This is a genomic window from Streptomyces sp. NPDC051243, assembly GCF_044455405.1.
In the GTDB taxonomy this organism is placed as follows: Bacteria; Actinomycetota; Actinomycetes; order Streptomycetales; family Streptomycetaceae; genus Streptomyces.
In genome coordinates this window covers 136,964-155,630 of the sequence record NZ_JBITES010000003.1, presented here as the reverse complement: position 1 = coordinate 155,630, position 18,667 = coordinate 136,964, and the positions used below count along the sequence as shown (strand labels likewise).

Here is an 18,667-nt window from a genome sequence, read left to right as displayed (position 1 = left end):
CGTGAAGTGCGGGTTAGCCGATATGAGGCGGTACGGACATTACGGGCGCATGAACAGGGTGCTTCGTATCCGAGTCGGCTCGATTTCCTGGCCCTTTCCGCAGAACTCGGCCTCGATCACCGCCGCCATGTTCCCCGACCAGTCGCCGTTGAGGTTGAAGGCGAGGGCATGGCGCCCGTCCCTCGTCGTGACCCCTTCGGACAGGGAGCCGTGGATGCCACCGCCATGGCCCCAGACGGTGACGCCGCAGGTCAGCTCGGTCTTCATCAGGCCGAGGCCGTAGCCGTTGGCTTCGTCGACGGGGACCGTCGTGGTCATCTCGGTCAACTGCTCACGCGGAAGGAGCCTGCCGCGCAGCAGGGCGCTGTAGAAGCGGTTGAGGTCGGTGGAGTTGGAGATCATCTCGCCGGCCGAGTAGGCGATCGACGGGTTGATCTTCGTGACGTCGTACGTCGGTCCCGTCGCCGTCTCCGCCAGCTTGGAGTAGGCACGGCTGCTGGGCTGCGGAACGGTCACCCGGGTGCCCGGGACGGAGGTGGCCGTCAGCCGCAGCGGCTTGATGATCCGCTCACGGATCGCCTCACCGTACGGGCGTCCGGTGGCCTTCTCGATCACCATCCCGGCGATCACGTAGTTGGTGTTCGAGTAGTTCCAGGACGTCCCCGGCTGGAAGTCCGGCTTGTGGGTCATGGCGAGCGCGACGAGTTCCTCGGGCTTTTTCGTGTCGTAGCGGTGCTCGAAGAACCCGTCCTTCAGAAAGTACGTGCGCCCGAAGTCCTCGTCCGCCGTGTAGTTGAAGATGCCGCTGGTGTGGTTGAGGAGCTGGCGGAGGGTGACCCGGCCGCCGTCGTGGCCGTTGCCCCGGACCAGCCCCGGCAGCCACTCCTCCACGGTGTCGTCCAGCGACAGCCGGCCCTCCGCCTCCAGTTGGAGCAGCACCGTGGCGACGAACGTCTTGGTGATGCTGCCGACCCGGTAGCGGTCGTCCGCCGAACGCGGCTCGCCCGTCTTGAGGTTGCCGACACCCGCCGTCGCCGACCAGGTGCCGCGGCCGTCCTTCGCCGTCACCGTGACACCGGGAACCCCGTCCTTGACCGCGGCCTCGACGGCCTGACGGGTCGCCTCATGGCCGGTCCCGGCGGGCGCCGCCGCCATCGCGGGAGCCGCGAGAGCGACGGAGAGCGCCACCGCCGTGGCCGCCACCAGGGCCGTGCGGGTCCTGCGTACGTTCATGTCTTTCTCCCCCTTCCGCCCGCTCACGTCGAGCGGGGTCGGGGGAAGAGACCCGGGGTGCGGGCGTGAAGGTTGAGGCCTGGTGCGGTGGTTGACTCCGTTTCAGACTTCTTCCGGGTCGCCGCCCGGCTCCGCGTCGTCGTGGTGGATGTGGATGTCGCCGTTGGCGGCGGCGTAGACGGTGCCGTCGTCCTTCGCCGTGCTGGTCTGGTTCGTCTCGGCGGGCTGGCTCACCTTCACGGTGATGCGCTCGCCGGCCACGACGGGGCCGGAGGCGTTGCCGCCGATGTGGATCTTGTTCTGACTGGAGGGCTTGTTCGCCATGGGGAACTCCTCAGGTGAGGTGGGGTGGGGTGAGGTGGTCGGGCGTCGGCTATGCCACGCGGGTCAGGGTGAAGGGGGTGCAGCTGTAGCAGGTCACCGTGTCGTCGATGGCGTACGTCATCTCGCGGGTGACCTCGGCGGTGTCGCCGTCCGGGCCGATGGTGATCGTCGTGGTGACCTCACCGAGCACGGCTCCGCATGAGCCGGTGGACATGTCGTACGCCGGCGCGGTGGTGCTGTAGGTGTCGCCGCTCCCGGTGAATTCGGCGTTGATCGTGTTTCCGCAGATGTCCTGTGTCATCGCTGTGTAGGACCCGGGTCCCGCCTCGACGAACTCGATCCCGCCGCCTTCGCTGCTCTCCCACACGCCCGCCAGGCCGGTCGGCTCCGGCTCGGGTTCCGGCTCGACGTACTCCGTTTCCACGGGATCCGGCGTGTAGTCGTACTCGAGATCCGGCGTGGTGACGGCGACGGCCGGAGTGTCCGGGACCGGGTCCGACGAGTTCTGGTTCTGCCCGATGGCCACGGCACCGATGGCGATGGCGGCGATCACCGCGGCCACCTTGAGGGCCGCCGCGGCTCCGGTTCCGGCCGCCGCTCCCCCTCCGGAGGAGGCCATGGCGCTGCCGCCTTCCGCGAGGCCGGGCGGCGGGACCGCCGCATGGGACGCCACCGGTCCGGGATCGACGGGCATGCCGGTTCCCGGCGAGGTCGCACTCTGCACCGACGTCAGATCCGGCACCGCGGAGCTCACGTCCTGCACAGGCGTCGGATCAGGCGCCACCGAACCACTCACGTCCTGCACAGGCGTCGGATCAGGCGCCACCGAACCACTCACGTCCTGCACAGGCGTCACGTCGACCTGTGAAGGACCGACATCCTGAACCGGCGTCGGATCAACCCCCGAAGAACCCCCGTCCGACCCAGGCGCCGATTCTCCCCCCGGCGGCGAGCCGCTCACGTCCGGCGACGCGCCCCCGTCGCCCTGAACCGACACACCCCCGTCACCCTGCACGTCCGCCCCCGACCCCGCGTCAGCGGGCGGCACCTGCTCCGGAACGTACTGCTGCGCCGCCGACGCCGCCTCCGCCCCCTGCGTATCCCCCAACTGCCGCCACAGCACCCCCGCCTGCACCAGCAGTACCGCTGCCAGGGCGCGGTCGCCGGTCAGGATGTTCCGGATGCCCCGCTCGTGCGTGAAGTACGCCTCGGCCTGCCGGTCCCCCGCCCGCTGGGCGGCCGGCAGTCCCTGGTCGAGGAGGCGCCCCCAGACGCCGAGGCGCAGGGAACGGGCGAGGGCGGGCGAGGCGGCCCGTACCACCTGGACCGCAAGGTCGGCCCGTCCGGACCGCTCGGCCAGCTCCGCAACTACCTCCAACGCCCTTGCGTGGTCGGCGACTTCGGCTGCCGGAGTATCAGGACGCGCCGCCCACCGAGCGAAGTAGTCGCACAGCCGCTCCAGCGAGTACGGCACCAGTCCCGCACGTTGCCGCAACGCCTCGACGACGTCCTCGGCCACGCGATAGCCCCGTTCCGTCTCCTGGGCCAGGCCCAGCTCCGCCAGGCCCTCGCACAGCGACGCCGGATCCGAGGTCTCGCTCAGGGCTCCGACGTGCACCGGGGCGAGCTCGGCGTCGCCGAAGGTGGCCAGGAGGTGCAGGGCGCGCAGCGAGGCGTCCTCGAGCCGGTCGAACAGCGGGGGCAGCAGTTCCCGCACCGCGCCGGGCTTGGGCAGTACGGCCTCGCCCGACGGGTCCAGCCGGGCGACGGCCGCCGCGCGCAGGAGCAGCAGCGGCATGCCGGACGAGGTCTCCCACAGTGCGGTGGCGGCGTCCTGTTCGCCCGCCTCCGCGACCGGACGGCCCAGTTCCCGTGCCAGCAACTCCATCGCGGCTGCCCGGTCGATGCCCTGAAGGCACAGCGCCCTGCCGTCGGAGCCCACCAGCGAACTCCTGCGCGCGGCGAAGACGAAGGTCGCGTCCGGGGCCGCGTCCATGACCGTGCGCAGTTGTTCCGCGGTGTAGTCGGCGTTGTCGACGTACACCGTCACCTCCATGCCCGCCATGAGGCGGCGCAGTTCGGTGCGGGACGGGGCGTAGCCGTGGGTCTCGTGACAGGCTTCGAAGATGTCCTGGGCCAGGTCCTCGGGCTCGCGCCGGGCGGCGTCCAGGAACAGCTTCCCGTGGCTTCCCGCGTCGAGGGTGCGGGCCGCGTGTCGCAGGAGTGCGCTCTTGCCTATGCCGGGCGGCCCCCACAGCTGGACCGTGTCGCCGCTCCGGAGCGCGGCGGCGATCGACTCGAGGTCGGCGGCGCGGCCCAGCGGGGCGCTCTGCCGCCGAGGGGGCAGCTCGACCCGTTCACGGCGTTTCGGCTGCGGTCGTTCGCCCTCCACCAGCACGTTCACCGTGGAGCCGTGCTGTGCGCCGATGTACGCGATGTGGTTCCCGGCGATCACGGGCCCGGTGGCATCCCCGCCGATCCTGATCTGGTTACCCGTCGGCTGATCGTCCGTCCGTCCGCCGCCGGTTCGCTCGTTGCCGTCTTGGTCGTTACTCGCCATGGCTACCCCGTTGTAGTGACCGCACCCGTCTGTGCAGGCGTCACGCTAGCCACAGGCTCACACCGCTCCACCATCAAAATACGGTTTTGTGACGGGCCCATTCATGTTCGTCACCCGACTCACACAACTGACCCCAACTCCCCTGTGCGGCAAGGGACTTGCTGCAAGGGACTTCACCGATCCGCATACCCGATCGACCTCAGCCGCGCGAGCCCGTCGACCCGGATGGAGCGGTAGCCCGTGGTGACGACTCCCTCGCCCCGGAGCCTGCGCAGGGCCTTCTGCACGCTGGGCTCGGACGCGCCCGCCAGGGTCGCGAGTTCGGGCTGCGTGATCGGCCAGCGGATCACCGCGCTGTCGCCGTCCCGCTCCCCGTAGGTCATCGCGAGATGGTGCAGCACGCGGGCCAGCCGGGTCGCGGCGTCGCAGCCGACGAAGTTGACGCGGTGGGTGTTGGCGGCGCGCAGCTTGGCCACGACGGACTGGTTGACGGCGTGCGCGATCTGGGGCCGGTCGCGCAGACACGCGAGGAAGTCCGCCCGGGTCACGCTCCGCGTGACGACAGGGCCGCAGGTGGTCACCGTTGCCGAGCGCGGCTGTCCGTCCAGCGCGGCGAGTTCGCCGAGCAGGTCTCCGCGCATGCGTACGGCCAGCAGGGCCTCGCGGTCGTCGTCGGCGTGGCCGGTGACCTTGACCAGACCGTGGAGCAGGACCAGCACGTGGTCCGTGCGCTCCGCCTCCCACATGAGCACCTGATCGGCCGGGTACGGCACCCGCGCCCCCAGCGCGAGCAGATGGTCGCGGTCGGCCGGGCCGAGACGGCCCAGCAGGCTCGACGCGGGCCAGCCCCGCTCCTCATGCGTCCGCGCGTCCTCCGTACGACCGCCATGTGCGCCGTCCATGGCCCCACCTCTCCCCCGCGTCCCGTCACTTCGCCCGGACTCAGTGTCGCCCCGGGGCCCCGTCAGGTCGGCTCACTCACACCGATCGCACGCGCCCTCCCACCGAACCCTGTATTCCTACGAGTTGTCCGCCGTACACCGGGGGCACAGTGGAGGAGGGGGAGCGGCGGCGCGGAGCCCGCACACCCGCGCTCCGCGCCGCACCGCGTCCGCCGCCGAGTCGAAGAAGGGCCGTATGGAAGCACAGTGGGAGTACCGGGCCGTCCTGGCCGTGGACATCGAGAAGTCGTCCGGGCGGGGAAACGTGGCGCTGGTGCGCAACCGGCAGACGCTGAGGACCGTGCTCGGTACGGCGTTCGCGCGCAGCGGCGTCGACTGGGACGCCTGCGTGCGGGAGGACCTGGGCGACGGTCTGCGCGTGACCGCGCCCACCGGGACCCGCAAGGCGAGTCTCGTCCACCCGCTCGTCCACGAGCTGGCCGAGCTGTTGCGCGACCACAACACCCGCACCCCGGACCCGTCGACCCGGATCCGGGTCCGCGCCGCGCTGCACGCCGGCGAGGTCTGCCTGATGCCGACCGGCGAGGTCGCCGGAGCCCCGCTGGAGACGCTGGCCCGGCTGCTCGACGCCCCTCCCGCGCGCAAGGCCCTGGCCGGAGCGCCCGACACGGTGCCCCTCTCGCTGCTGATGTCGCAGCACTTCTACGACGACACGGTGCGGCACGGCTACGAGGGCATCGACGCGGCCGCCTTCCACAAGGTGGGCTTCACGGTGAAGGAACTCACCGCCGACGCCTGGCTCCACACACCCGGGTGGACGCCGCCGCCGGAACCGAAGGCGCCCACCGGCAAAGCGGCCACCAGGAAGCGTGACCGGTCGCGCGGCGACTCCAAGCAGGTCAGCAAGGCTTCGGGGAACGGTGTCATCTACGCCACGCAGAACGGCGACATGCACATCCGCGTCGTCAAAGGATCGTGAAGGAGCCCGGATGAACGACGAGTTGACCCTCCTCGCGCAGGCGGGCGCCGCAGCGCTGGTCACGGCGATGGCCACGGACGCGTGGCAGGAGACGAGGGGCGCGATCACCGGCCTGTTCCGCCGCGGCCGCCGGGCGGCGCTGGAGGCCCAGCTCGACGGCAACGCCGAGCTGGTACGGGACTCCCCCCATCCCGACGACGTACGGCGGGCGCTGCTCGGCTACTGGACCCAGGAGCTGGCGGCACTGCTGCGCGAGGACCCCGCGGGCCGGGATCCGCTCGCCCGCCTCGTGGACTCGTTCGGCGGCACCCTGGCGGACGGCGCCCGAGCGGGCACGCTGACGCAGACGAACACGGCCCGGGATTCCGCGACCGTGTTCGCCGTGCAGCACGGCTCCCAGCACGTCCACGGCCGGCAGGCCCCGGCAGCGGAGAACTGACCGCCACCGCACTCGGGCCGGGTCAGCCCTTCTTCAGCACCAGCTCCGTGTTCCGGTCCTTGCGCTCGCCCGCCAGCGTCGTACGCGCGCCGGGCGCGTTGAGGGACAGCTCCCGGTAGAGGGCCGCCAGGCCCGTCTGGGAGAGGTCCGTGAAGCTGGTGCGGTGCGGGGCCGAGGACTCGATCAGTGTGGTGAACAGGGAGATCGTGCCGTCCTTGTTGTCCACCACCTCGATGATCCGGGCGAGTTGGGGGAAGTCGACGTGGGAGGCGGTGGAGATCTCCCAGAAGGAGTGGCCGCCGGAGCCGGAGTGCGGGGTGATGACGTTCTTGTGGATGTGGCCGTTCACCCAGGCGAGGACGTTGCGGTGGCCGCCGAGGAGCCGGAGCAGCTCCGCGCCGCCCACGCGCCGCTCGTTCGGGCGGGCCGGGTCGCGGCGGAGGTTGTCCATCGTCTCGCTGGTGTGATGGCTGAAGACGATCGCGTACGAGTCCTTGTTCTCGCGCAGCGTCCGGTCCAGCCATGTGAACTGGGCCGCCCCGATGGACCCTTCGTAGTGGCCGCCCGGGTCGGTCGTGTCGAGGCTGATGCCGATGACGTCGTCGGCGATCCGGAAGCTGTAGTACTGGGCGCCCGCGTCCAGGTTGGCCGTCGAGTAGCCGTGGCCGACCGGGCCGTGGCCGCGGTGAGCCGGGTTCAGATGGGCCTGCACGTACTCCTTCGGTGTGAAGGGCGCCCGGCTCTCGTCCGGTGTGACCGAGCGCATCGAGCGGGCGTGGGCCTTGAGGAACTCCTTGAAGACGGCGCCCCTCGGGTCCTTGTCCTGCTTGAGGGAGTCCTGGAGCTTCTTGGCGTCCGCGGCCGACACGTTCATCAGCTTCTTGCCGCCGACGGCGAGGTCGGTGAGGTAGGAGTCGCTGTGCGAGGCATAGGTGCCGAGCGGCATCGCGTCGTGGTTGCCGACCGTGGAGTACCACGGGATGTTCAGGCCGGGGCTGCGCAGCTCGCGGATCGCGGCGGCCAGATAGCCCTCGATGTGCGGGAAGCCGAGCTGCTTGTCGGCGTCGCGGACGCTGTCGTCGGCCTGCCAGTACAGCTTCAGGCCGCTGTTCTGGACGCCCTCGTACTGCCGCGGGTCACCGGTGTTCGGGGTGACGCGGCCACCGCTCATCACCGTCAGGAACCACTCCAGCTCGGACTTGCAGTTGTTGTCCGTGTTGTCGCCGGTGGTCATGGCGAAGTGGAGCGGGGCGCCGGTGACGGGGGCGCCGCGCAGCGCGTTGATCCGCTCGACGAGCGCCACCGCGCCCGGCACGGTCAGCGCCTCCTGCGGCCGCCACGCGTGCACGTCCGTGGAGCGCAGGTACTCCAGCCGGAGCGGGTGCTGGGCGTCGATCACGTGCAGGTCGGTGAGCTGGACGAACGCGGCGAGGGCCGTACGCCGGCTCTCGCGCCCCGGCTTGGCCGACGCCAGGTTCTCCCGGACGACCCGCTTCCAGCCGGGGCCGTCGCCGAGCCGGCGGTAGCCGGAGGTGCCGCGCGGGGTGGCGACGCTGGTGAGCGTGGTGCCCCGGGTGTACGGCGCGAGCGCGGCCGGCACCCTGCGGGAGGCGCCGACGGGGGCCTCGGCTGCGGCGTTGCCCGCGGCGGCGTTCGGTGCGCTCGCGGCGTTCGTGGTCGTGGCGGCCTGGCTGTCGGTGGGCCGCAGGGCATAGCCGACGCCCGCGGAGAGGGACACCGCTCCGGCGGCGGCGAGCAGGGTGCGGCGGTGGACCCCCAGCGCGGAGCTGGCGACAGAGCGTATGCGCGACATGCGCGATCTCCCCGAGTGCGAACGCGTCGGCAACAGGACACGAGCGTCCGCCTGACGCGAACGGCCCGCTCACTGTGGATCGTTGGCACCGGGGATGACCTGCGCATGAACAGGGCGGCAACGCGCAGCGCCGATCACCGTACGTGGATCTTCGCCCACCTTCCGCGTTCACGGCCGCTCCTCGAACGGCCGGAACGCGGTCACTCCCCGTTCATCTTCCGGGGTACTAGAGCTGTTTCCCGGCGGTCCGGACCCGGCCCGCGGCCGGCCGCTCCCGCCACAGCGCCAGCCCCTTGTCGACCATCGAGACCCGGGTCAGCCCGGCGACGTCGTCGAGCGGATGCCAGGCCGCCATGTCGGTGGAGCCGTTGGCCTCGAAGCGCAGCTCGCCGCCGGTGATCCGGGCCTCGTAGACGAGCCGTACGCCGTGATGGTCGACGTTCCGGCCGAAGCGGCCCGGGAAGAGGCGGCGGGAGGAGTCGATGCCCAGCAGACTCGTGGGCTCGACGAGGTAGCCGGTCTCCTCCACCAGCTCCCGCACGACCGTGTCGTAGGGATCCTCACCGTGCTCCATGCCACCGCCCGGCAGCACCCACTCGAAGCCCCCGCCGGGCGCCGGGGACCGGGCGAGCAGGAGCTGTCCGTCACGCACGCAAATGGCGTAGGCCGCCACCCTCAACTTCTTCCGCACATACGGACATTAGAGCGCCGGCACCGGATCGGCAGGTGAGTATTCGACTTGTGGGCGATGCGCCCCCTTTTCGCACCCTCTCGCCCCAAATGCACAGCGGGTTTCCCCCATCGCTCCATTTCGATTGGGTCAACTCTTCCCAAACATCCTTCCCTTGCGTAAGGCTGTGCGGTCGTCCGGGATCACATACCGGACGCCCGATGCTCCTTTACCAACAAGGGATGCCGATGACCCTCACCCCCCAGCGCGAACCGAAGCCGGGCCCGAGACGCGCGGCCCGCATAGCCGTGGCCGCCGGTCTCGTCGCCGCGCTCTCCGCGGCCGGGCCGATACCCATGGCCATGGCCGTGGGCCCCGCGCCCGCCGCGGCGGACCCCAGCATCAAGTCCGCGCACGACAAGCTCGGTTCGGACGACGCCGACCTGCTCGCCGAGGCCAAGGCCGACGGCGCCAAGAACGTCACGATGATGGTCGCGACCGCGCCCGGCCAGACCGAGAAGGTCGCCGGGCAGCTGGACGCGGTCGGCTCTGTGGGCCGTACCTACGACAAGCTCGGCTACGTCCGGGCCACCGTCCCCACCGGCAAGGCCGACTCGGCCATCGCCGCCGCCACGAAGCTCTCCTCGGTGCACAGCATCGACCTGCGCGAGGAGATACCCCTGGACGACCCCGCCGTCGACACTAAGGAGTCGTCGGCCGCCGCCACCGCGGCCTCCGCCCCGGGGAAGGACACCCCGGCGGAGAACCCGTACAACCCGTCCTTCGAGACGGGCGCCGTCGACTTCGTCGAGGACCACCCGAAGTCGGACGGCCGCGGCATCACCATCGGCATCCTCGACAGCGGCGTGGACCTCGGCCACCCGGCGCTGCAGAAGACCACCACCGGTGAGCGGAAGATCGTCGACTGGGTCACCGCCACCGACCCGATAGTCGACAGCGACCGCACCTGGCGGCCCATGGTCACGAACGTCTCCGGGCCGACCTTCACCTACGGCGGCAAGACCTGGACCGCGCCCGCCGGGTCGTACCAGGTGAGCACCTTCCTGGAGTCGTACACGACCGGCGGTGACGCGGCGGGCGACGCCAACCGCGACGGCGACAAGACCGACTCGTGGGGCGTCCTCTACGACGCCGCGGCCGGCACGGTCCGCGTCGACCTGAACAACAACAACGACTTCGGTGACGACACCCCGATGAAGCCGTACAAGGACGGCTTCCAGATCGGGTACTTCGGCACCGACAACCCGGCCACCGACGTCGCCGAGCGGCAGCCGTTCGTCGTGGAGATCCGCAAGGACGTCCCGATGGACCCCTTCGGCGGTGACTGGGTCGGGCAGAAGCGCGACTTCGTCAACATCGGCGTCATCGAGTCCGAGCACGGCACGCACGTCGCCGGCATCACCGCCGCGAACGGCCTGTTCGGCGGCGAGATGAACGGCGCGGCGCCGGGCGCGAAGCTCGTCTCCTCGCGCGCCTGCACCTGGACCGGCGGCTGCACCAACGTCGCGCTCACCGAGGGCATGATCGACCTCGTCGTCAACCGCGGCGTCGACATCGTCAACATGTCCATCGGCGGTCTCCCGGCGCTGAACGACGGCAACAACGCGCGCGCCGAGCTGTACACGCGCCTCATCGACACCTACGGCGTCCAGCTGGTGATCTCCGCGGGCAACTCCGGCCCCGGCGCCAACACCATCGGCGACCCGGCCCTGTCCAACAAGGTCATCTCGGTCGGCGCGACCATCTCCAGGGAGACCTGGGCCGCCAACTACGGCTCGGTCGTGTCGAAGCCGTACGCGATGATGCCGTTCTCCTCGCGCGGCCCGCGTGAGGACGGCGGCTTCACGCCGACCCTGGTCGCCCCGGGCGCGGCGATCAACACCATCCAGACCTGGCTGCCGGGCGCCCCGGTCGCCGAGGCGGGCTACACGCTCCCGGCCGGCTACGGCATGCTCCAGGGCACGTCGATGGCGTCCCCGCAGGCGGCGGGCGCGAGCGCGCTGCTCCTGTCGGCGGCCAAGCAGAAGGGCATCGCCCTCACCCCGGCGAAGCTGCGCACCGCGCTGACCTCGACCGCCGACCACATCAAGGGTGTCCAGGCGTACGAGGAAGGTGCCGGCCTCATCAACATCGAGGACGCCTGGGACTCCATCCGCGACGGCGCCAACGCCCACGAGTACTCGGTCAAGGCGCCGGTCGACACCGCGATCGACCAGTTCCTGAAGACCCCGGGCTACGGCACGGGCGTCTACGACCGCGAGGGCGGCCTGAAGGTCGGCCAGAAGAAGACGTACGACGTCACCATCACCCGTACGTCCGGCGCGGACAAGGCGATCCGGCACGAGCTGCACTTCGAGAACAACGCCGGTGACACCTTCCGCATCGTCGGCTCCGACGAGATCAGCCTCGGCCTGAACAAGCCGGTCACCGTCCAGGTCGCCGCGAAGCCGTCCTCGGCGGGCATCAAGAGCGCGATCCTGGAGGTCGACGACCCGCGCACCGAGGGCATCGACAAGCAGGTCCTCAACACGGTCGTGGTCTCGGCGCCGCTCAAGTACACCTACTCCGCGTCCGGTTCGGTGCAGCGCAACAGCACCAAGCACTACTTCGTGACCGTCCCCGAGGGCGCGAAGTCGCTGGAGGTCGCGATCGGCGGGCTGAAGGACAAGAGCCAGACCCGGTTCATCGCCATCCACCCGTACGGCGTCCCGTCCGACCCGACCGGCACGCCGAACTGCTACAACAACTACCTCGGCGGCAACGGCTGCAAGCCGGACGTGCGTTCCTACGCCGACCCGCAGCCCGGCGTCTGGGAGATCGAGGTCGAGTCGCGCCGCACGTCGCCGCTGCTCGACAACCCCTACAAGCTGGACGTCACCGTCCTCGGCGCGGCCTTCGACCCGGAGACCGTGACGGTCCCCGAGGCCAAGGTCGGCACCCCGGCCGCCGCCTCCTGGAAGGTGACCAACAACTACGCCGCGATCGACGGCAAGCTGGCCGGCGGCCCGCTCGGCTCGTCGAAGAACGCGCGTCCGACCATCGCCGAGGGCGCCACCCAGACCACCACGGTCGAGGTGCCCGCGGGCGCGACCTCGCTCGACGTCTCCATCGGCAACGTCTCCGACGCCGCCGCCGACCTCGACCTGGTCGTCCACGACGCGGCCGGCAACGAGGTGGGCAGCTCCGCCGACGGTGACTCGGAGGAGGCGGTCTCGGTCGCGAACCCGGCCGCCGGGACGTACACGATCGACGTCATCGGCTACGCGGTGCCGGCCGGCTCGACCGCGTACGACTACCTGGACGTGTTCTTCTCCGCCGCGCTCGGCACCGTCACGGTCGACGAGTCCCCGGTGAAGCTGGGCACGGGTGGCTCGGCCACGGTCGCCGGCAGCGTCACCGCGCAGGCGGCCGCTCCGGAGGGCCGTGAGTTCTTCGGCCAGGTCCGGCTGGTGAACGCGCGCGGCACGGTCGCGGGCGTGGGCAACGTGAAGATCGAGAAGGTCACGCCGTAGCCGATACGGCTCCTGGGGCGGGCGTCCGGTGACGGGCGCCCGCCCCTTGTCGTTCATTCACAGGTGATCGCCTGCGACTCGGGCAGCGAACGGGTGATCCACTCCCGTTCGCGGGCGATGTCCGCCTCGCCGACCTGCCAGAAGTCGGGCTGCCGGGCACCCTTCGGGATGCCGATCAGCACCTGGTCGCCCTCCCGGACGGGAGCGACGTTCTCGTCGACGACGAAGGCGAGCTCGGCCTCGCCCTTCTCCGGCGGGCCGGGCTTGTAGTAGCGGGTCATGTGGAGGGTGACGCGCAGAGACGTGGTGCCCGGGAGCCGTTCCACGGCGGTGGCCCTGCCCTCGGCGACGAGGCGGGCACACGCGAGGTAGCGGGGGCTGCCGAAGAGCTTGCCGGCCGCCGCCTCGGGTGCCGCCTGGTCGGCGCTGCTCGCCCCCGCGTCCGCGTCGCCGCCCCCGCTCTGGCTCACCAGCCAGCCCAGGCCCACCAGCACGGACGCGGCGGCGGCCACGGCGAGGGAGCCGAGGGCGACGCTGAACACGCGGCGCCGGACGCGGGAGGGCTGCCGTACGGGAGCGGGGACGGGAGCGGGCTCGGGCACAGGGGCCGGTGCCTCGGCGAGCGCGTGCCCGATGATCCCGAGCTGTTCCCTCAGCAGCGCCACATCGGCGGCGGCCGACCGGTGCTCGGCCATGAAGGCGGCGTCCGCCCGTGCCTCCTCCGTGAGCGGCTCGTCGGTGATCGCGGCCATCAGCGCGTCAGCGCGGGTACGGCCTTCGTTCTCGGCGGTCACGTCACACCACCTCGTCCTTGTGCAGGCGGGCGCGCAGGGCCCGTACCGCCGTGTGCAGCCTGCTCTTGACCGTGCCCTCCGGGATGCCGAGCTGTTCGGCGATGCCGCGCACGGACAGGTCGGCGTAGAAGCGCAGGACGAGGACCTGACGCTGGGCGTCGGGCAGTTCGTCCAGGCCCTGGGCGACGGCGAGGGAGAGCAGGCTGGTGTCCTCGCCGGAGGGGTGGGCCGGTTCGCGCAGGGCGGCGAGCCGTTCGCCGAGCCGCTCCTGGCGTTTCTTGGCCCGGTGCCAGTCCATGGCGAGGTTGGAGGCGACCACCGCCGCCCACGCCGACACGTCCCGCGGCGCCTCCTGGCCGCTCGCGGCCCGCTCCAGCAGCCGCAGGCGGACCTGCTGTACCCCGTCCAGCAGGTCCGCCTGCGGCACCCCGCCCAGCGCGAGCACCGCCCGCACCCGGCGCTCCTGGGCCGCGTCCAGCGGATCGTCCAGTACGTCCTGGACGGCGCCGCCCCCCTGGCCGCGGCGGGCCTTTCTGCGCAGCACAGCCACCCCTCCCCTCGCCGTGTTGTGCCTATGACGCCGGGACGGGCCAAAACGTTCGGCCGGATTTTCCGGCGGGCCACAGAGGCGTACGTCACACCGCCGCGTAGCCCGGTGGCGGGTGGGCAGGCGAGCTTGCGGCGCGGGGCCGCCGTGGGATGAATTTCTCCAGCTCAGACGGGGTGGGAGCCGTAGAACCGGAACCGGGGCCGGCATCCGTCGCGTCCCATGGTTCGGGCATCCCGGTCAAAGAATTGGACAGGCGGGCCGAGGCTGGCCGCATGATGGAAACGCCTCGGCCATGCAGCAGACACACACAAGCCACGCAGAACACGCAGAAGGAGTCGCCGTGAGGGTCGGAATCGTCGGAGCCACCGGTCAGGTCGGCACGGTCATGCGCAGGATCCTCAAGGAGCGCGACTTCCCGGTCACCGAGCTGCGCCTGTTCGCCTCGGCCCGCTCGGCGGGGACGGTCCTGGACGGCGTGACGGTGGAGGACGCCACCACGGCCGACTACACCGGCCTGGACATCGTGCTGTTCTCGGCGGGCGGCTCGACCTCGAAGGCGCTGGCGCCGAAGGTCGCCTCGCAGGGCGCCGTGGTGATCGACAACTCCTCCGCCTGGCGCCGCGACCCCGAGGTCCCGCTGGTCGTCTCCGAGGTGAACCCGCACGCCATCGCCGACCGCCCCAAGGGCATCATCGCCAACCCGAACTGCACCACGATGGCCGCGATGCCGGTGCTGAAGCCGCTGCACGCCGAGGCCGGTCTGGAGGCGCTGGTCGTCGCCACCTACCAGGCGGTGTCGGGCTCGGGTCTCGCGGGCGTGGACGAGCTGTTCGAGCAGATCAAGAAGGTCGGCGACGACGCGCCCAAGCTGACCCACGACGGCTCGGCGGCGGAGTTCCCCGCGCCGAACAAGTACGTCGCGCCGATCGCGTACAACGTCCTGCCCATGGCCGGCTCCATCGTCGACGACGGCCTGCACGAGACCGACGAGGAGCAGAAGCTCCGCCACGAGTCCCGCAAGATCCTGGAGATCCCCGGTCTGAAGGTCTCCGGCACCTGCGTGCGCGTCCCGGTCTTCTCCGGCCACTCCCTCCAGGTCAACGCCCGCTTCGCCCGCCCGCTCAGCGTGGAGCGCGCCAGGGAGCTGCTGGCCGGCGCCCCCGGCGTGGCCCTCACCGACGTCCCGACCCCGCTCCAGGCGGCCGGCCAGGACCCGTCGTACGTCGGCCGCATTCGCAGCGACGAGACGGTCGAGCACGGTCTCGCCCTGTTCGTCTCCAGCGACAACCTCCGCAAGGGCGCCGCGCTGAACGCGGTGCAGATCGCGGAGCTGGTGGCGGCGGAACTGAAGGGCTGACGCGGCCGCACGCATGCGGAAGGGGCGCCCACCGGTGGACGGTGGGCGCCCCTTCGTGTCCTCAGAGCGCCAGATGCCGCCGCAGCGCCACGTCGATCTCGGCCATGCGCTGGCGGGGCACGGAGCCGATCGGCCGCAGCAGCCGCTCCAGGGCGAGAGCACGCACCTGCTCACACTGCACCTTGGAGTCCTTCAGAAGACCGCACTCCCCTCCGGGAAGCAGCACTTGGAACGGATAGACGCGGGCCGTGTTCGTCGTCAGGGGAACGAGTGTGACGACGCCTCGCCCCGTTCGCTCCACCGCGGCGTTGGCACCGTCGTTCGAGACGATCACCGCCGGACGGGCTTTGTTGGCCTCACTGCCACGCGTCGGCTCATAGTCGACCAGGTAGATGTCACCGCGCTTCATCAGTCAGCCCGTCCCCGGAGAACTGGTCCCAGAACTCCGCGTCCTCGCTGCCATCCCACTCGGCGAAAGCCTCCGTGTACTCCTGCACCAACTGAGCCTGGCGCAGCAGCTCGATGGCGTCATGTATCACGGCCGATCTGGAGTCGGCATCGGTACGCGCGGCGTACTCGTCGACGAAGGTGACGTCCTCCTGCGGCAGGCTCACACTGATCTTCATACCCCCAGGGTAGCAAGGTATGACCACCTTGGCTACTTATCGAACTACCAGTGGGTAGCCAACCCTTGCGTACCTCGTGAACGAACATCGCGGTAGAGGGCTTTCCCTAGGGCGGAGCCGCAAGGGCCCCTGGACGTCGCCTCCCCCGCAGGCGCCATGGAAGGATGACCGAACCCACACATATCGAGGAGATGACCGCGTGCCTGGCACAAACCTGACTCGCGAAGAGGCGCAGCACCGGGCGAAGCTGCTCACCGTTGACTCGTACGAGGTAGATCTCGACCTCTCCGGCGCGCAGGAGGGCGGCACCTACCGGTCCGTGACCACGGTGCGCTTCGACGTCGCCGAGAACGGTGCCGAATCCTTCATCGACCTGGTGGCCCCGACCGTCCACGAGGTCACCCTCAACGGCGACCCGCTCGACGTGAGCGAGGTCTTCAAGGACTCCCGGATCGCGCTGCCGGGCCTCCTGGAGGGCCGCAACGTGCTGCGGGTCGTCGCCGACTGCGCGTACACCAACACGGGCGAGGGCCTGCACCGCTTCGTCGACCCGGTCGACCAGCAGGCGTACCTGTACACCCAGTTCGAGGTCCCGGACGCCCGCCGCGTGTTCGCGTCCTTCGAGCAGCCCGACCTGAAGGCGACCTTCCAGTTCACCGTGAAGGCCCCGGAGGGCTGGACGGTCATCTCCAACTCGCCCACCCCGGAGCCCAAGGACAGCGTCTGGTCCTTCGAGCCGACGCCGCGCATCTCGACGTACATCACGGCGCTCATCGTCGGCCCGTACCACTCCGTGCACAGCGTCTACGAGAAGGACGGCCAGAGCGTGCCGCTGGGCATCTACTGCCGTCCCTCGCTCGCCGAGTTCCTCGACTCGGACGCGATCTTCGAGGTGACCCGGCAGGGCTTCGACTGGTTCCAGGAGAAGTTCGACTACGCGTACCCGTTCAAGAAGTACGACCAGCTGTTCGTGCCGGAGTTCAACGCGGGCGCGATGGAGAACGCGGGCGCGGTGACCATCCGCGACCAGTACGTCTTCCGGTCGAAGGTGACGAACGCGGCGTACGAGGCGCGCGCGGAGACCATCCTGCACGAGCTGGCCCACATGTGGTTCGGCGACCTGGTCACCATGGAGTGGTGGAACGACCTGTGGCTGAACGAGTCGTTCGCCACCTACACCTCCGTCGCCTGCCAGGCGCACGCCCCCGAGTCCCGCTGGCCGCAGGCGTGGACCACTTTCGCCAACCAGATGAAGACGTGGGCGTACCGCCAGGACCAGCTGCCCTCGACGCACCCGATCATGGCGGAGATCCGCGACCTCGACGACGTGCTCGTCAACTTCGACGGCATCACCTACGCCAAGGGCGCCTCGGTCCTCAAGCAGCTCGTGGCGTACGTCGGCCAGGACGCGTTCTTCACGGGCGTCCAGGCGTACTTCAAGCGGCACGCGTTCGGCAACACGCGCCTGTCCGACCTGCTGGGCGCCCTGGAGGAGACCTCCGGACGTGACCTGAAGACCTGGTCGAAGCAGTGGCTGGAGACGGCGGGCATCAACATCCTGCGCCCCGAGATCGAGACGGACGCGGACGGCGTCATCACGTCCTTCGCGATCCGCCAGGAGGCCCCGGCGCTGCCCACGGGCGCGAAGGGCGAGCCCACGCTGCGCCCGCACCGTATCGCGGTGGGCCTCTACAACCTGGACGACGAGTCGGGCAAGCTGCGGCGCGACGAGCGCATCGAGCTGGACGTCGACGGCGAACTGACGGCCGTACCGCAGCTGTCGGGGCAGCGCCGCCCGGACGTCGTCCTCCTCAACGACGACGACCTGTCGTACGCGAAGGTCCGCCTGGACGAGGAGTCGCTGGCCTTCGTGAAGGACCACCTGGGCGACTTCGAGGCCTCGCTCCCCCGGGCCCTGTGCTGGGCGTCCTCCTGGGACATGGCGCGCGACGCCGAACTCGCCACCCGCGACTACCTCTCCCTGGTCCTGTCGGGCATCGGCAAGGAGTCCGACATCGGCGTCGTGCAGTCGCTGCAGCGCCAGGTGAAGCTGGCGATCGAGCTGTACGCCGCCCCGGCCGCCCGCGAGTCCCTGCTGAACCGCTGGACGGACGCCACCCTGGCCCACCTGCGCTCGGCCGAGCCGGGCGGCGACCACCAGCTGGCGTGGGCTCGGGCGTTCACTGCGACGGCCCGCACCCCGGAGCAGCTGGACCTCCTCGAGGGCCTGCTGGACGGCTCCCAGACGATCGAGGGACTGGTCGTCGACACGGAGCTGCGCTGGGCGTTCGTGCAGCGCCTGGCGGCGGTGGGCCGCTTCGACGAGGCGGAGATCGCGGGCGAGTACGAGCGGGACAAGACGGCCGCCGGCGAGCGCCACGCCGCCACGGCCCGCGCCGCCCGCCCGACCCCCGAGGCCAAGGCCGAGGCCTGGTCGTCGGTCATCGACTCCGACAAGCTCCCGAACGCCGTCCAGGAGGCGGTGATCGCGGGCTTCGTCCAGACCGACCAGCGCGAGCTCCTCGCCCCCTACACGGACAAGTTCTTCGAGGTCGTCAAGGACATCTGGGACACCCGCTCCCACGAGATCGCCCAGCAGATCGCGGTCGGCCTCTACCCGGCGATCCAGGTCTCCGAGGACACGCTCACCAAGACGGACGCCTGGCTGTCCGCGGCGGAACCGAACGCGGCCCTGCGCCGGCTGGTCTCGGAGTCCCGGGCGGGCGTCGACCGGGCGCTGAAGGCCCAGGCGGCGGACGCGGCGGCGGAGCGGTAGCCGTTCCGTAGGACGTACGTGGCGGGGGGGGGGGGGGGGCCCCCGGCCCCCCCCCCCCCCGCGGCGGGGGGGGGGGCCCCCCCCCCGGGCCCCCCCCCCCGCGCGGCCGCC

At 70.8% G+C, this 18,667-nt stretch carries 15 protein-coding genes; 5 read left to right on the top strand and 10 right to left on the bottom strand.

Annotated features, from left to right (window positions below; all coding sequences use genetic code 11):
- Positions 1-39: 39 nt before the first annotated feature.
- The 4 genes from ACIBAG_RS08030 to ACIBAG_RS08015 all read right to left on the bottom strand — a co-directional run bounded on the left by ACIBAG_RS08030 (position 40) and on the right by ACIBAG_RS08015 (position 5,019).
- Positions 40-1,233, bottom strand: coding sequence for a serine hydrolase domain-containing protein (locus ACIBAG_RS08030; protein WP_399102264.1), 1,194 nt, complete (start codon positions 1,231-1,233; stop codon positions 40-42).
- A 102-nt stretch (positions 1,234-1,335) separates the two neighbouring features.
- Complete coding sequence (locus tag ACIBAG_RS08025) at positions 1,336-1,557, bottom strand: hypothetical protein (protein WP_399102262.1); 222 nt, start codon at positions 1,555-1,557, stop codon at positions 1,336-1,338.
- A gap of 49 nt (positions 1,558-1,606) precedes the next feature.
- Positions 1,607-4,117 carry an ATP-binding protein gene (locus tag ACIBAG_RS08020; protein ID WP_399102260.1) on the bottom strand — a complete coding sequence of 837 codons (2,511 nt, stop codon included), beginning with the start codon at positions 4,115-4,117 and terminating at the stop codon, positions 1,607-1,609.
- 173 nt (positions 4,118-4,290) lie between these two features.
- Positions 4,291-5,019 carry a Crp/Fnr family transcriptional regulator gene (locus tag ACIBAG_RS08015; protein WP_399102258.1) on the bottom strand — a complete coding sequence of 243 codons (729 nt, stop codon included), beginning with the start codon at positions 5,017-5,019 and terminating at the stop codon, positions 4,291-4,293.
- A gap of 235 nt (positions 5,020-5,254) precedes the next feature.
- On the opposite strand from ACIBAG_RS08015, the gene ACIBAG_RS08010 reads away from it, so the two are divergent.
- Together ACIBAG_RS08010 and ACIBAG_RS08005 are read left to right on the top strand one after the other, a co-directional pair.
- The gene (locus ACIBAG_RS08010) at positions 5,255-5,998 is read left to right on the top strand and encodes a hypothetical protein (protein WP_399102256.1); all 744 of its coding nucleotides are present in this window, start codon (positions 5,255-5,257) and stop codon (positions 5,996-5,998) included.
- A 10-nt stretch (positions 5,999-6,008) separates the two neighbouring features.
- Positions 6,009-6,437 carry a hypothetical protein gene (locus ACIBAG_RS08005; protein WP_399102254.1) on the top strand — a complete coding sequence of 143 codons (429 nt, stop codon included), beginning with the start codon at positions 6,009-6,011 and terminating at the stop codon, positions 6,435-6,437.
- A 22-nt stretch (positions 6,438-6,459) separates the two neighbouring features.
- On the opposite strand, the gene ACIBAG_RS08000 is transcribed toward ACIBAG_RS08005, so the two are convergent.
- Both ACIBAG_RS08000 and ACIBAG_RS07995 read right to left on the bottom strand, forming a co-directional pair.
- Positions 6,460-8,250, bottom strand: coding sequence for a TIGR03767 family metallophosphoesterase (locus ACIBAG_RS08000; protein ID WP_399102252.1), 1,791 nt, complete (start codon positions 8,248-8,250; stop codon positions 6,460-6,462).
- Between the two features lie 226 nt (positions 8,251-8,476).
- On the bottom strand, positions 8,477-8,941 hold the full coding sequence (locus ACIBAG_RS07995; protein ID WP_399102250.1) for an NUDIX hydrolase: 465 nt from the start codon (positions 8,939-8,941) through the stop codon (positions 8,477-8,479).
- Positions 8,942-9,168: 227 nt separating this feature from the next.
- On the opposite strand from ACIBAG_RS07995, the gene ACIBAG_RS07990 reads away from it, so the two are divergent.
- Positions 9,169-12,453 carry a S8 family serine peptidase gene (locus ACIBAG_RS07990; protein ID WP_399102248.1) on the top strand — a complete coding sequence of 1,095 codons (3,285 nt, stop codon included), beginning with the start codon at positions 9,169-9,171 and terminating at the stop codon, positions 12,451-12,453.
- A gap of 53 nt (positions 12,454-12,506) precedes the next feature.
- Here ACIBAG_RS07990 and ACIBAG_RS07985 read toward each other — a convergent pair whose 3' ends face one another.
- On the bottom strand, positions 12,507-13,247 hold the full coding sequence (locus ACIBAG_RS07985) for a hypothetical protein (RefSeq protein WP_399102246.1): 741 nt from the start codon (positions 13,245-13,247) through the stop codon (positions 12,507-12,509).
- A 1-nt stretch (position 13,248) separates the two neighbouring features.
- Positions 13,249-13,797, bottom strand: a complete 549-nt coding sequence (locus ACIBAG_RS07980; RefSeq protein WP_399102244.1) for an RNA polymerase sigma factor — start codon at positions 13,795-13,797, stop codon at positions 13,249-13,251.
- 340 nt (positions 13,798-14,137) lie between these two features.
- Between ACIBAG_RS07980 and ACIBAG_RS07975 the strand changes: the two genes are divergently transcribed.
- Complete coding sequence (locus ACIBAG_RS07975; RefSeq protein WP_399102242.1) at positions 14,138-15,154, top strand: aspartate-semialdehyde dehydrogenase; 1,017 nt, start codon at positions 14,138-14,140, stop codon at positions 15,152-15,154.
- A gap of 61 nt (positions 15,155-15,215) precedes the next feature.
- On the opposite strand, the gene ACIBAG_RS07970 is transcribed toward ACIBAG_RS07975, so the two are convergent.
- Both ACIBAG_RS07970 and ACIBAG_RS07965 read right to left on the bottom strand, forming a co-directional pair.
- Entirely contained in the window at positions 15,216-15,563 is a 348-nt protein-coding gene (locus ACIBAG_RS07970; RefSeq protein ID WP_399102239.1) for a type II toxin-antitoxin system PemK/MazF family toxin, read from the bottom strand.
- Positions 15,550-15,780, bottom strand: a complete 231-nt coding sequence (locus tag ACIBAG_RS07965; RefSeq protein ID WP_399102237.1) for a ribbon-helix-helix domain-containing protein — start codon at positions 15,778-15,780, stop codon at positions 15,550-15,552. The genes ACIBAG_RS07970 and ACIBAG_RS07965 overlap by 14 nt, the downstream gene beginning before the upstream one ends.
- 199 nt (positions 15,781-15,979) lie before the next feature.
- Between ACIBAG_RS07965 and pepN the strand changes: the two genes are divergently transcribed.
- The gene (gene pepN / locus ACIBAG_RS07960; RefSeq protein ID WP_399102235.1) at positions 15,980-18,556 is read left to right on the top strand and encodes an aminopeptidase N; all 2,577 of its coding nucleotides are present in this window, start codon (positions 15,980-15,982) and stop codon (positions 18,554-18,556) included.
- Positions 18,557-18,667: the final 111 nt, after the last annotated feature.

Excerpts from the sequence above, each read along its gene's own strand:
- ACIBAG_RS08030 (WP_399102264.1), bottom strand. The coding sequence starts at position 1,233 with ATGAACGTACGCAGGACCCGCACGGCCCTGGTGGCGGCCACGGCGGTG.
- ACIBAG_RS08025 (WP_399102262.1), bottom strand. The coding sequence starts at position 1,557 with ATGGCGAACAAGCCCTCCAGTCAGAACAAGATCCACATCGGCGGCAAC.
- ACIBAG_RS08020 (WP_399102260.1), bottom strand. The coding sequence starts at position 4,117 with ATGGCGAGTAACGACCAAGACGGCAACGAGCGAACCGGCGGCGGACGG.
- ACIBAG_RS08015 (WP_399102258.1), bottom strand. The coding sequence starts at position 5,019 with ATGGACGGCGCACATGGCGGTCGTACGGAGGACGCGCGGACGCATGAG.
- ACIBAG_RS08010 (WP_399102256.1), top strand. The coding sequence starts at position 5,255 with ATGGAAGCACAGTGGGAGTACCGGGCCGTCCTGGCCGTGGACATCGAG.
- ACIBAG_RS08005 (WP_399102254.1), top strand. The coding sequence starts at position 6,009 with ATGAACGACGAGTTGACCCTCCTCGCGCAGGCGGGCGCCGCAGCGCTG.
- ACIBAG_RS08000 (WP_399102252.1), bottom strand. The coding sequence starts at position 8,250 with ATGTCGCGCATACGCTCTGTCGCCAGCTCCGCGCTGGGGGTCCACCGC.
- ACIBAG_RS07990 (WP_399102248.1), top strand. The coding sequence starts at position 9,169 with ATGACCCTCACCCCCCAGCGCGAACCGAAGCCGGGCCCGAGACGCGCG.
- ACIBAG_RS07970 (WP_399102239.1), bottom strand. The coding sequence starts at position 15,563 with ATGAAGCGCGGTGACATCTACCTGGTCGACTATGAGCCGACGCGTGGC.
- ACIBAG_RS07965 (WP_399102237.1), bottom strand. The coding sequence starts at position 15,780 with ATGAAGATCAGTGTGAGCCTGCCGCAGGAGGACGTCACCTTCGTCGAC.